General features: G+C 31.9%; 14 protein-coding genes. 11 read left to right on the top strand and 3 right to left on the bottom strand.

Annotated elements, in window-relative coordinates; all coding sequences use genetic code 11:
- The first annotated feature begins 172 nt into the window (after nt 1-172).
- Entirely contained in the window at nt 173-2,239 is a 2,067-nt protein-coding gene (gene acs, locus IR010_RS00745; protein ID WP_255526265.1) for an acetate--CoA ligase, read from the top strand.
- Between the two features lie 121 nt (nt 2,240-2,360).
- Here the strand turns inward: acs and IR010_RS00740 are convergent, their stop codons facing one another.
- Both IR010_RS00740 and IR010_RS00735 read right to left on the bottom strand, forming a co-directional pair.
- A complete protein-coding gene (locus IR010_RS00740; RefSeq protein ID WP_194566120.1) occupies nt 2,361-2,957 on the bottom strand; it encodes a PolC-type DNA polymerase III in 597 nt (198 codons plus the stop codon).
- 2 nt (nt 2,958-2,959) lie between these two features.
- Entirely contained in the window at nt 2,960-4,876 is a 1,917-nt protein-coding gene (locus tag IR010_RS00735) for a DUF294 nucleotidyltransferase-like domain-containing protein (protein WP_029270257.1), read from the bottom strand.
- A gap of 292 nt (nt 4,877-5,168) precedes the next feature.
- On the opposite strand from IR010_RS00735, the gene IR010_RS00730 reads away from it, so the two are divergent.
- The 10 genes from IR010_RS00730 (at nt 5,169) to IR010_RS00685 (ending at nt 11,175) form a co-directional block, all read left to right on the top strand.
- Nucleotides 5,169-6,524 (top strand): protein rep, encoded by a 1,356-nt coding sequence (locus tag IR010_RS00730; RefSeq protein WP_194600748.1) that lies wholly within the window; start codon nt 5,169-5,171, stop codon nt 6,522-6,524.
- Nucleotides 6,512-6,853: a hypothetical protein gene (locus IR010_RS00725; RefSeq protein ID WP_194600745.1), complete on the top strand. Its 342-nt coding sequence runs from the start codon at nt 6,512-6,514 to the stop codon at nt 6,851-6,853. Before IR010_RS00730 ends, IR010_RS00725 begins: the two co-directional genes overlap by 13 nt.
- A 147-nt stretch (nt 6,854-7,000) precedes the next feature.
- Complete coding sequence (locus tag IR010_RS00720; protein WP_194600743.1) at nt 7,001-7,162, top strand: HTH domain-containing protein; 162 nt, start codon at nt 7,001-7,003, stop codon at nt 7,160-7,162.
- 102 nt (nt 7,163-7,264) lie between these two features.
- Nucleotides 7,265-7,987 (top strand): hypothetical protein, encoded by a 723-nt coding sequence (locus tag IR010_RS00715; protein ID WP_194600741.1) that lies wholly within the window; start codon nt 7,265-7,267, stop codon nt 7,985-7,987.
- A gap of 3 nt (nt 7,988-7,990) precedes the next feature.
- Nucleotides 7,991-8,473, top strand: a complete 483-nt coding sequence (locus IR010_RS00710; protein WP_194600737.1) for a hypothetical protein — start codon at nt 7,991-7,993, stop codon at nt 8,471-8,473.
- Between the two features lie 123 nt (nt 8,474-8,596).
- A complete protein-coding gene (locus IR010_RS00705) occupies nt 8,597-8,812 on the top strand; it encodes a hypothetical protein (protein WP_194600734.1) in 216 nt (71 codons plus the stop codon).
- Nucleotides 8,813-8,936: 124 nt separating this feature from the next.
- A complete protein-coding gene (locus tag IR010_RS00700) occupies nt 8,937-9,110 on the top strand; it encodes a hypothetical protein (protein ID WP_194600730.1) in 174 nt (57 codons plus the stop codon).
- Nucleotides 9,082-9,642 carry a hypothetical protein gene (locus IR010_RS00695; protein WP_194600727.1) on the top strand — a complete coding sequence of 187 codons (561 nt, stop codon included), beginning with the start codon at nt 9,082-9,084 and terminating at the stop codon, nt 9,640-9,642. The genes IR010_RS00700 and IR010_RS00695 overlap by 29 nt, the downstream gene beginning before the upstream one ends.
- 114 nt (nt 9,643-9,756) lie before the next feature.
- On the top strand, nt 9,757-10,329 hold the full coding sequence (locus IR010_RS00690; protein ID WP_194600724.1) for a hypothetical protein: 573 nt from the start codon (nt 9,757-9,759) through the stop codon (nt 10,327-10,329).
- A gap of 12 nt (nt 10,330-10,341) precedes the next feature.
- Nucleotides 10,342-11,175, top strand: coding sequence for a hypothetical protein (locus IR010_RS00685; protein WP_194600721.1), 834 nt, complete (start codon nt 10,342-10,344; stop codon nt 11,173-11,175).
- Between the two features lie 746 nt (nt 11,176-11,921).
- Here IR010_RS00685 and IR010_RS00680 read toward each other — a convergent pair.
- Nucleotides 11,922-12,338 carry a hypothetical protein gene (locus IR010_RS00680; RefSeq protein ID WP_029270259.1) on the bottom strand — a complete coding sequence of 139 codons (417 nt, stop codon included), beginning with the start codon at nt 12,336-12,338 and terminating at the stop codon, nt 11,922-11,924.
- Nucleotides 12,339-12,429: the final 91 nt, after the last annotated feature.

Raw genomic sequence — 12,429 nt, 5'->3', positions numbered from 1 at the left:
ATGTTTAGATATAAATATACTTGTAGAAATTTCTATTATAATTAATAAAAAAAAATGCTTTTCTATTTTTTAAAAAGTCAAAGTGTTGTAATTACAGTATTACGAAATTAATTGTTATTGAAATTGTTAAAATTAAAAAGGCATAGTATTTTTTTACTATGCCTTTTTTGCAATGTTCATTTTAAGAGAAAAAGCAAAAAATTATACTAAATTCATAAAAAAAGGATATTTTTTTTATTTTGTGTTTTTTTTTGCCAAAATTTATGAATTAAATAATTTTAGGAATACGTTGATATTTAATACATTTATAAAAAAAATTCAGAAACATATGAGTTATTATAAAATTGAAAATTTAGAACAATATTTTAAACATTACAATAAGTCAATAAGAGAGCCAAGGAAATTCTGGGGGAAAATAGCTGAAGAAAATTTTACGTGGTACCAACAATGGGAAAAAGTAGTTGATTTTAATATGGCTGATGCCGAAGTAAAATGGTTTACGGATGCAAAAGTCAACATTACAAAAAACTGTATCGATAGACATTTAAGCAAGAGAGGAGAAAAAACGGCAATTATTTTTGAACCGAATGATCCTTCTGAAGATGCTTTACATATAACGTATAACGAATTATACGAAAGAGTTTCAAAAATGGCGAATGTTTTGCGCGAGCAAGGCGTGCGTAAAGGCGATAGAGTTTGTATCTATTTGCCAATGATTCCAGAATTAGCAGTTTCCGTTTTAGCTTGTGCTAGAATTGGGGCTATTCACTCTGTTATTTTTGCTGGATTTTCAGCTTCTGCAGTTTCTGCAAGAATTAATGATTGTGAGTGTAAAATGGTAATTACTTCTGATGGAGGTTACAGAGGAAACAAAACAATTGATCTTAAAGGAATTGTAGACGAAGCATTAGATACTTGCCCATCTGTTTCTAAAGTTTTGGTTGTAAAAAGAACGCAGACTGAAATTAAGATGAAAGAAGGTCGTGACATTTGGTTACAGCCTTTATTAGATGCAGCTTTAGATAACAGTGTAGCTGAAATCATGGATGCTGAAGATCCTTTATTTATTTTATATACTTCAGGATCAACAGGTAAACCGAAAGGAATGGTACATACCACAGCCGGATATATGGTCTACACAGCTTACACATTCAAAAATGTTTTTAGCCACGAAGAAAATGATATTTTCTGGTGTACTGCAGATATTGGATGGATTACTGGGCACTCCTATATATTATACGGACCTTTATTAAACGGAGGAACAACTGTAATTTTTGAAGGAGTTCCGTCTTACCCAGATTTTAGCCGTTTCTGGGATATTATCGAAAAACATAAAATCACACAATTTTACACAGCGCCAACAGCAATTCGTTCGTTAGCAAAAGAGAGTTTAGATTATATTCAAAAATACCCTCTAAAATCTTTAAAAGTAATTGGATCTGTTGGTGAACCGATAAACGAAGAAGCTTGGCACTGGTTTAATGACCACGTAGGAGATAAAAGATGTCCGGTGGTTGATACTTGGTGGCAGACAGAAACTGGCGGAATCATGATTTCTCCAATTGCTTTTGTAACGCCAACGAAACCAACATATGCAACTTTGCCTTTGCCAGGAATTCAGCCTGTTTTGATGGATGAAAAACGCAATGAAATTGAAGGTAACCAAGTTGTGGGTAGTTTATGTATTAAATTTCCATGGCCTGGAATTGCCAGAACAATCTGGGGCGATCACCAACGTTACAAAGACACATATTTCTCTTCTTTCCCTGGAAAATATTTTACAGGAGACGGAGCTTTAAGAGATGAAGTTGGCTATTACAGAATTACAGGTAGAGTAGATGACGTTGTAATTGTTTCTGGTCATAATTTAGGAACGGCTCCTATTGAAGATGCAATTAATGAGCATCCTGCAGTTGCTGAATCTGCAATTGTTGGATTTCCACACGATATTAAAGGAAATGCTTTATACGGGTACGTAATTCTAAAAGAAACTGGAGAAGTTAGAAATAAGGAGAATTTGTCAAAAGAGATTAATCAGTATATTTCTGATCACATCGGACCAATTGCTAAATTAGATAAGATTCAGTTTGTGTCGGGTTTGCCAAAAACACGTTCTGGAAAAATTATGCGTAGAATTTTACGTAAAATAGCAGAAGGAGATTATTCTAATTTTGGAGATACTTCAACATTATTAAATCCTGAAATAGTAGAAGAAATTATGAAAGACAGAATTGCATAATTCTGATAGAAATAAAAACGAAAATGCCTCTTAAATTTAAGAGGCATTTTTTTATACTTAAAACTCAGATTAAGCGAAGTTGAAGTCTGTGATACAGAATAACGTATTTGGTTAAAACATTTTATTTAATTCCCAATCGCGATTTTAATTTTAAAAACAAAAGCGCAATTTTATAAGCATCTTCTGCTGAAGAATTTCGGTCACTTTTTGGAATTTTAAAAATTTCACATAAATCATCTAATGAAAATTGTTTGTCATTAACGTCCATCAATTTTCTGTACATGACATCAACATCTAAGGCTTCATTTTTTAATCGGCCACAATCCAAACGTTCTAATGCTGAATTTAGCATTTCGATGTCAAAATTAATATGATGCCCAACCAAAATAGCATTTCCTAAAAAATTAATAAAAGCTTCTACAGCTTCAGGTTCCTGCATTTTGATCATTTTACTTTCAATGATAAATTCATTAGAAAGTCCGTTGTCTTCAAGAAATTTGTATTGCAATAAAACAGATTCAAAATTATCTTTAATTACAATACTGTCATCAATAACAGAAAATGCTCCCAAAGACAAAATAACATCCTTATTCGGATTCAAGCCAGAAGTTTCCGTTGACATAACAACGAATCTATTAGGTTTTGTTTCGAATTTTGTTAAGTAATCCTTCCAAAAATCAGGATATTCTTTATTGATATTTTTCAGCCAGTCTAGCATATTTATGAGAATTGCGTAAGTTGAAATTTACTTTTAATTAATTCCTCAAGGTCTTTCATTGGGGTTAAAGCATTTTTTAACTTCTCTTTGTCTGTTTTAGACATTTCTCTTAAATTGATATATTGTCCAGAATCATCATTTTTTAATCCCTCAACAGTTCTAAATTTAGAAAGCGTTAAAAAAGCATCAGCACAGCTTAGGTATATTTCTGCGTTTTTAGAATCTGTTATCGCTAATTGTTTGAATCTCAAATAGGTATTTTTTATTCCTTTTATATTTGCATTTAAAATTAGTAAACGTGCAGCATCAATCAAAGGCATCAGAGCACGAGTTTTAATATCAAATTTTGTTTTATGCGGTCCTTCTTCTTCAACAATGAATTTTTTGAAAAAACTCAGGGGAGAATTTTTTTTCAACGCGTCATTTCCTAAAAAGTCAAAGAATAAAGTATTGTTAACAGCATTTTTAAAGATAACATTTTCTATTACTTCTTCAATTTTTGGCTCCCCAAAAACAATCTCGTAATCGAAGAAAATACTGCTCAAATCATTGCTGTTTTCACCTGGAGTATTCATCCAGCTGTTGTATTGTTTTGTCCAGTCAGTCAACGACTTACACCATAACATATTGCTTCCCATATGTCCGTTAGGGCAATATTCATAGCCTACTTTTTCTAATATTGAAGTTGTTCTTTTTGCCAATCTTAAAAAGTAATCTTTTACCTCTCTGTATTTTTCAGGAGCAACATCTTCAAAAATTAAAATACTATCTTGGTCTGTAAGCAAAAGCTGTTCTTTACGCCCTTGACTTCCAATACTTAACCAAGCAAATCGAGCAGGAGGTGAGCCTAAATCCAAAATAGATAACTCAACAGAACGCTTTATTATGGCCAAATTAATCTCGCTTGCAATATTGCTTACATGTGAAATCGGAATATTTTTCTGAATCGAATTCTGAATCAAATCCGATAATCTATCACGAATTTGTTTTAAGTCTTTTGGTTGTTGAGAACGTTTAATTTCTTTAATTAAAACGCCAGGATTACTAGCTTGAGCCACAATTAAATCGTGTTCAGAAATAATTCCTTTTACAGTAGATTTACTTGTGCCATCTTTGGTAACACATAAATGCGTTACATTGTGTTTCAGCATAAGTAATTGCGCTTCTGCTAAAGAGACGTTCTCAATTACAGTAACTACAGGCGAAGACATAATTTTGTCAATTGTTTCTGTAATAGGATAACGTCCAGTTGCAATTTTAGAAGCTAAGTCTGTTGCGGTTACAATACCAATTGGGCGATTTTTTTCGCACACAATGATATTATCTACCATAGATTCTGTCATTAAAATAGCAACATCTTTTACAATATGCGTCGCTTCGGTCGTTAAAGGTGAATTGTTATACGCAAGTGATTGAATATATTGCATTTCCGAACCCTGATCTGCATAAAATGGAGTATCAGAAATTACCTTTCCGTTCGAACTAACGCTGTCTTTAGTATGTCTTGAGTTTATTGCAAAGCTCTCAAGCAAAAAGTTTAGAACATCAGAATTATTAGCTACAAATGGTCTAAAAACCGCAATTGGTATCGCATAAATAATACTTTCTTCGCGGGCTTTCGCCGTCATCATATAGTTATTCTTGGCAAAAAAAGGTCTCAAGCCAAAAATATCTCCTTCGTGACATTTATTAATAATGGTTTCCTCAGCATCAGCAATTGTCGTTAAATTTATAACGCCAGAAGCTACGACATAAAAACTATCATGAAGCGCATCGTTGTTTTGAAACAGTACAGTATGTTTTTCTAAATTTAGTACACGGATATTCGTAGCAATATCAGATAATTCCTGAAAAGTCAAATTATCAAATGGCGGGTATTCTTTTAAAAAATCTGCAATATGCTCAGCAATTGTATTCATACGGATGATAATTTTTTTAAAGTATCGAATGTAAAAATAATAAAATAAACTCTTACAATGAAAGCATCTTTGACAGAATGTAATTATTTTAAAGAAATGTTAAAATATGCTGATTTAAAGGCTTTAAAATGTTTTTTTTAAGATTAAATTCTAAATAATCGATGTATTGTGTATGTCAATATTGTTTTGATATTTAAGTTAGCTAGACAAAGTTATTCATTGAGAGTAGGTTTGAATTAAACTTGTAAAAGTTTTTTACAGTTAAAAGTCTTATTCATGTAATGTTTTTACAATGCAATTAGAGCAGGTTTTAAAATATTCTATTTTACATAATATAAATTATAGTTCAAAAGAATTGGCGCAAATATTTGATAATCAGTACTTTAACTCTGAACGTTACCCAAAGGCCTTGGCCCTTGATAATAATACGGATTTGGTACGCCACATAAATCACCCGGAAGACATTTCAAGTGTATATAAAACGTTACTTCACAGAATGAGAAACATTGCTAAACAGAATTATACTATTAAGGAAACTAAGGAAAAGCGTAAACCGAGAATACAATTTTGCGGTTATTCCGTTAACGCTAACAGCAATCAGCCTGTAAGGCTCTGCAAGAATGACAAAGGCGGATTGTTTTTTAATGGCGTTGCAAACTGTGGGGGTTACTGGCGTTGTCCGGTTTGTGCGCTCAAAATTTCAGAAAACAAAAAGGAACTTTTGAGCGGACTTATTAACGCTCACCAATTGAAAGGCTTTTCAATTGGATTTCTAACACTCACAGTTAGGCACTCAAGGTTTGATACACTAAAAAAATCACTTGAAAAAATTTCAAAAAATTACAGAAGTTTTCAAAATCAAAGATTTTTCTCACGAAATAAAATTGAATTAGGTTTCATGGGTCAGGTAAAAACGTTAGAAATTACTTACTCTATGGATAACGGCTGGCATCCCCATTTACATATATTATTCTTTTATAATCATTCAGATATAAAAAAAATTGAAAAATTTCAAAAAGAATTTATCAGCAAATGGTTCAAATATCAAGACAATAACGGAACTCTAGGCGCTCAGAATCAAAAAATATTGACTGCTGACATTTCAAATTACTTGGCTAAGTACGATATCACCAGCGAAATGACTAAAGGTCAAATAAAATCTTCAAAAGGTCTTACTCCTTTTACAGCTTTGGCAAAAATTGCTTGTGGAGATTTTGAGGGCTACATGGAGAAACACAGACTTTACGGCATTTACAGCTGTTATGTAGAGGAAACTCAAGGAAAACACTTTGTAAATATTTCTAATTCTTTACGTACCGAATACAGTCAATTTATGGAAGAGTTTAATAAAACTGATGAAGAAATTGTAAATCAAACTACTATAGATGAAGTTCTTTTAAAAGTTTCTCTTCCAATATGGAAACTTATTTGTAAAAATGATTTACAGCCTTTGGTTCTTATTAAATACAAAGAAAATAACTTAGAGGGAGTATATAATTTATTAAAGTATTTCCGTGATTTCAACGGTTTAGATGTTGAAATTGATAAGGACGATATACCGATTTTAACTTTCGGTATGTGTGAATTACCTAAAATCCGTTATCCAAATTTATATCAACAAATAGTAGCTAAAACATGGAAAGTCTAAACAAAATCAATTATCTAGATGTATTAAACGGAGTTCACCCTCCTAAAGAAAAAAAGGTATTACCCACTCTTTTATGCGGTTCATGCGGTAACTGCATTTTAAATTATCATAATGAACCAACTTCTAATATTGACAACGGTTTTTGTGTTAAATGGTTTCAAAACGTTGATTTGAATGAAAAAAATGTCGCTTGTTGGACATCTAAGCAAAACACCTATTATGAGCAACTTGGTAAGCTCAGCACTTTGGAAAAAAAGGAAGATTTACACAAAAGAAATAAAAGGGCATCAAAATTGAATATTGAATTTAATCAACAAACACTATTTTAATCATGAAAAAAGAAACACTTTACAATTATTTATTTTGGACTTTAGTAGCTATTGGTACAATAATACTACACATTTTCGGAAAAGTAAAATAAAAAAAAAGAGAGGAGTTCCCGCTCCTCTCCTATCAAAACTCCCAAAACCTCTAACATGGAAACATTAAAAGTGATTACCGCCAAAGAATTAGCTTCATCAATGGGTGTAAGTATTTCAACTGCAAAGCGATATTTAAAAGATATCAAAGAAGAATTAGCTTGTAAAATCGTATTAGGCGAACATGTAAACAAGTATTTCAAAATTGATGCCAAATAGTATCAATAAGAATCAAAAATAGTCAATTAGTATCAACCCTCAAAACGAGGGTTTTTTTATGCGCAAATTTGTCTCAACGATAAAAACAAAAAATTTAAAATTATGGAAATTTATAAAGGAACAGGTGTTTTGCAGACGGGAATTATTGCAGTTACTAAAAGTATTTCAACTTTAATGTTAGCTACTTCTCTAGCTTTCGATTCTTTGACAACTGAACAGATCAGAGTTGAAGTTGAACGCGCAAACGGTTCAAATTTCGAAATCACAAAAGGATTAATGTTCTTAAAAGATTTCATTTTGGCAAATACTTACGGTTCTGATGCTGTAGTATCTGATTCTGTAAGAGGTTTAGCTACGGTTGCTATTTGTGAAATCTGCAATAACGGTTCTATTCACTTGTTTGAAAAAGATGTTATTAAAATTGAGCTTAGAGGTTTAATTACTGGCGAAACTTATGCTATTAACGGTATTGAAGAACCGCAAACAAGTACTGAAATTTATTCTTTTGAGCATAAAAGTATGGGTTCAGACGATACAAACAAAGATTTTAACGTTGACGGTTACGATATTCTTGTGTTGGACAAAGATTCTACTATTGAGGAAGTTAATTACACTTTTGCAAATGGTCAGGTTGTCAAATATGATCTTTATGAGTTAGAGAGTTTAAGCAAATCTATCGACCCAGTTGCTTATGTTAAATCGGACGGTACAGTAAAAAGTTCTTTTTCAGGTAAAATTCAGCTTCCATTATTGGCGGTCAGAAATGTAAATATCAGGAAATCGCAGGGTGCGGTTGTCAATTTAATTCTTAGAAACCACTTATAAAATATGGGATTTTTCAAAAAAATAGGTACTGCAATTAAGAAAAATGTTTCTTTCAAAAATCTTGTGAAAATAGCTACTCCTGTTATGGGTGCAATTCCTTTCGTTGGTGGTGCTGTTCAAAATCTTTCGCAGGGTCTTCAAGATGCACACGAACTTAAAAAGGCAGGAAAGGCGGCGGATGCTGAGGCATTAAAACAGGCTACTCTTTCTTATGCAGGCGAACAGGTTGGAGCGGTTGCAAACGCAGGTATGCAGATGTTTACCCAAGGCGTTACGGAGGGGGCTTATGCAGGTGCTTCTGTAGGTGTTCAAAACGGTCTTGGTACTATCGGCGCATCGGTTGCTGATTCTACAATTAAAGCGTGGTTCAAATTGCATTGGAAACATATATTAATAGGTCTTTCGGTTATTGGTGCTATTTATTTGCTTGTAAAGCATAATAACAATAAATACCCAAGAAGACGTGCCACAGCAAGACGAAGATAAATTTAAATCGAAGTATTACAGGGTTTACGGATTGATTTTCTTGATAGATACTGTAATACTTCTCTTAAAAAAGTTAGGCGATTTAATCGCAATTGTAAAACATTTATTCTAAAAAAAAACAAAATGGCACAAGGTCAAAGAATTAGTACAGACAGATTTGGTAATCCTTATCAATTAGTAGGTTGTAAAGACAAAAAAGGAACAGGTTTCGCGTCCGGTTATATTGAGTTAGGTGGTAAACTTTATAAAGTTGAACCGTCAGTTGCTCAAAAAGACGGTGTAGAGTTCTGGGTAAAAGTAACTTTAGTTAAAAAACGACCTACCGCAGGTTCAATGTAATGCTGTTTAGAGGTCTTGCAAAATTATTGCCTCTGATAATTCATGAAATTGCAGAGGTAATTATAGAAAAAATCAAAGAGCGCAGAGAGCGCAAAGAGATTGAACGACAAAAAAAAGAACAGTAATGAAAAGTATATCAACTATTACCAACATTTTAAAAGTCATTGTTAAATATGGTGCTTTTATTGCCGTAGCTGTTAAAGTTGTACAGTTTGCTCACGATGAGTTTGCTAAATTAAATCAGGATGAACCAGTAAAAAGCGTAAAAGATGTCGAAGTCATTTCTGAACAAGTCTAGTGAAGTAAGAGGTTTACGAAATAACAATCCTGGCAATCTAATTAAAACAAATATAGCTTGGCAGGGTAAAATTCCTCACTCGGATAATACCGATAAAAATTTCGAACAATTCACTAATGTTTATTACGGTCTTAGAGCAATGCTTAAAGATGTTATTAATGACATTAACAAAGGGAAAAACACCGTTTCACTTTTAATCACAGAGTATGCGCCACCAAGTGAGAATGATACAAAAGCTTATATTAATTCTGTTGCTAAAACATTGGGTGTCTCTCCTACTGAAAGGCTTACGGAGATTAATTCCGCCTTTCTTCTTAAGCTTTCTAGAGCAATACTTAAAGTTGAGCTTGGAACGTCAAACACAAAAATAACCGATTCTGATATCATAAAAGCAATTACAATGCTGGGCGATGTTTCTACATCTACACTAAAAGTAACCATTGATAAATTGGCTTTGGCAAAACAGTACATTATCCCTGTTTTAATCACAATCGGTCTTTTTTTTTATTCAATCGTAATCGTAACAATTTAAAAACAAAAATAAAGTGGAGAAAATAACAGCATTTTACACAGCAAACAAAACGGCAATTTTAGTTGTCGCAGGTCTAATCACAGCGTATTTTATATACACTAAAACGAAAAAATAATGAGAAACGTTAGAAAAAAACCTAACTTTCTAGATACTAAAGTAATCCCATTTCTTAAAAAGTATGGGATTTTTTTAATAGTGCTCTTTCTTGTTTTTCCATATGTATATAAATACGCAAAAATGGCTATAAACATTGTAAAAGATACTAATCTAGGAGCTAAACAGACAGAAAACGCAAATGAAAACGCTAAGGCTGATCCTGTAATTACAAAGGCAAAAGTAGAGGCTATTAAAAAGGCTTATCCTAATGTTTCTGCTAAAAGAATCGAAGAAATTGAAACATCTGCAAAGAAAATAGCTTACTCCTTGGGCACTAACGTTGATGATAATCACGTGCTTTTTGGCGGTATAATTGATCTGTATAATATTAGGGCTATGGTTGAAGATGAAGCTGCGGTTATAAAAGAACTTAAAAAATACACTGGTACTTTTCCAATCGTTGAAGAAATGTATTATAAAACTGCTACTAAATCAAAAAATCTTAAAAATGATTTAATCAGGCTTTTAAGTGCTTCTGATATTAAAGAACTGTCTAACTTTTATAAAAAAGCTGGTTATTCTTGGCTTTAAAAACTAAAAAATATGTATACATTATATTATTTAAATAGAAACCATCAGTTAGGAACTATTAGTGTTTCTTCTATGGATGAACCAATTTTAATCCCTGAAGACTTGGTTTTCTGTAATTTTAGAAGCGGAGTAAAATTCATAAAAGAACCTCATGAATGTATTGGTTTTAATGACATGGAGCGTTTAATTATGGCTTCCGAGTTTACAGATATTGAACTTCTTAAGCATTATGACTATAGAAGACAAAATACCTATTTACAAGCTTCATGTACTATTGAACAGGCAGATAAAGACCCTCGTGCAAGCTGTTGTGATGATGTCCAAGAGCCTGAATTACCTACTGACCCTGAGCCTGTTTATAAAAATGTTTATGCCTATTATGGCACTAGAATTTGTCAAGACGGTGCTACTAGAATCAATACAATTGCATCATTTAATTATAAAATTTTAGAAAGTTCAGATAAGTTTGCTATTGGAACGCGTTACCTTAATGAAGATTTAACGCCGGTTTCTGAAACATTTTTATACGTTACTTCAGGAGATATGCTTTTAGTTTTAGAAAATGGTTATGTAAATGAAGCTATTCCTTTTGGCTCTCCGTGCGTTTCTAACCGCTTTTTGACAGAGGTTCAAGTTAGTAACTATGGTTTAGCACCAATGACGCTACAGTTTGTTAAAGCTGACGGTACTGCGGTACAGCATGTTTTTACTCCTTCCGGTTCTCCTACAGCAACATTTTATTTTTCATATGGTGTTGGTGAGTGTATTAGAGAAAATTCATTGTATTTAGATATAGGTGATATTATTGATACTGTTTGGGATGATAACATAAGCTGTCCACTATAAAATAAGAAATTTATCGATAAATATCTAATTTTTAACATTTAATTCAAAAAATTATGTATATTTGGCTCAACTTCAACGGGAGATTATAGGTAGTGGAATACCTCTCTCAGAGATATAAATCGATCTACATGAAAAATTCAAAACTATACATACAAGATAGTACTGATTCGTCGGTACTATCTTTTTTTTATTCTGCTATTTTTTTTTTATCTCTTACCTCTATTTAAGATGTCAGATTTTAAAAATAAGAATGATTATTCAGTTACGGTGTATCTGAATAACGAAAAAAAACTTTTCACAGAATACGTTAACTCAGTATTTTCTTACACTCAATGGCTTGCAAAACAGTCGATAAATTGGGATTATATACTGGTTTATGTTAGGCGTTCTAGGGCAATTCTTTGCTACTATAAAAATGGAGACTTCATCGACTCAAAGCCAAATTTTACCGTAAGAGGTAGGACTAAACAAGGATGGTAAGCTTTTATTAATTTTAACGCACAAAAAAAGAGGCTCAAACGCTGGTGGAACAGCTCGCCTCTCATTGATATAAATCTATGACAAATATAACAAAAAAATCGAAAACAACGCTACATACTATAAATTATAGTTCAAAATACATAACCTATAAATGCAAGTAATTTAATGTTTCTAGGCTCTCAACAATTATTAAAATAAAAAAAGCATCACGTTTGTGATGCCTCTTTTCTAACATATTTGATATTTTAAATTCTCAAATATTAAATTTAGATTTTCTTTAGATAAACAGATTTTCCATTAAGAGAAACTTCAATCTCATTATTTTTTTCAGAGAAAGTTGTTCTTAGTACATTTCCTTTAAAAAGTTGAACATCTCCATAAACTTTTCCAGTTTCATCAGAAATGTATTCAAATAACAATTTTCTGTTATCTGGCTCAATTCCGATTTTATAACTTGAAAATTTTGTTCCTTTTAAGTCAAATTGCTGTTGCGAATCGATAATTTTTCCATCAGCATAAAAATTTGTAATGGCTTTGTTTAATGTAATGTCTGGATAATACTCATTTACCTTTGTAAGCAAGGCATATTGCGCTACATTTGCATCTTCAAGTTTTGATGTAATGGTTTGAGAAAATGAAATTGTTGTAAAAATAAGAGCTAATAGTAAAGTGAATTTTTTCATAATTTAAAATTTTTAGATTTATTGTTTCAAAACATTTTTGAAAACTTACATAATTACCACTTTTTATATTAAAAGTATAAATTATATTCAA

It is taken from the genome of Flavobacterium sp. MR2016-29, from assembly GCF_015350695.1.
Classification (GTDB): domain Bacteria; phylum Bacteroidota; class Bacteroidia; order Flavobacteriales; family Flavobacteriaceae; genus Flavobacterium.
The sequence above is the reverse complement of the archived record's forward strand: the minus strand, read 5'-3'. Positions and strand labels throughout refer to the sequence as shown.

Bases quoted from the DNA above. Each gene is read 5' to 3' on its own strand.
- IR010_RS00740 (WP_194566120.1), bottom strand. From the start codon at position 2,957: ATGCTAGACTGGCTGAAAAATATCAATAAAGAATATCCTGATTTTTGG.
- IR010_RS00710 (WP_194600737.1), top strand. From the start codon at position 7,991: ATGGGATTTTTCAAAAAAATAGGTACTGCAATTAAGAAAAATGTTTCT.
- IR010_RS00730 (WP_194600748.1), top strand. From the start codon at position 5,169: ATGCAATTAGAGCAGGTTTTAAAATATTCTATTTTACATAATATAAAT.
- IR010_RS00700 (WP_194600730.1), top strand. From the start codon at position 8,937: ATGAAAAGTATATCAACTATTACCAACATTTTAAAAGTCATTGTTAAA.
- IR010_RS00720 (WP_194600743.1), top strand. From the start codon at position 7,001: ATGGAAACATTAAAAGTGATTACCGCCAAAGAATTAGCTTCATCAATG.
- IR010_RS00725 (WP_194600745.1), top strand. From the start codon at position 6,512: ATGGAAAGTCTAAACAAAATCAATTATCTAGATGTATTAAACGGAGTT.
- acs (WP_255526265.1), top strand. From the start codon at position 173: ATGTTCATTTTAAGAGAAAAAGCAAAAAATTATACTAAATTCATAAAA.
- IR010_RS00685 (WP_194600721.1), top strand. From the start codon at position 10,342: ATGTATACATTATATTATTTAAATAGAAACCATCAGTTAGGAACTATT.
- IR010_RS00705 (WP_194600734.1), top strand. From the start codon at position 8,597: ATGGCACAAGGTCAAAGAATTAGTACAGACAGATTTGGTAATCCTTAT.
- IR010_RS00715 (WP_194600741.1), top strand. From the start codon at position 7,265: ATGGAAATTTATAAAGGAACAGGTGTTTTGCAGACGGGAATTATTGCA.
- IR010_RS00690 (WP_194600724.1), top strand. From the start codon at position 9,757: ATGAGAAACGTTAGAAAAAAACCTAACTTTCTAGATACTAAAGTAATC.
- IR010_RS00680 (WP_029270259.1), bottom strand. From the start codon at position 12,338: ATGAAAAAATTCACTTTACTATTAGCTCTTATTTTTACAACAATTTCA.
- IR010_RS00735 (WP_029270257.1), bottom strand. From the start codon at position 4,876: ATGAATACAATTGCTGAGCATATTGCAGATTTTTTAAAAGAATACCCG.
- IR010_RS00695 (WP_194600727.1), top strand. From the start codon at position 9,082: ATGTCGAAGTCATTTCTGAACAAGTCTAGTGAAGTAAGAGGTTTACGA.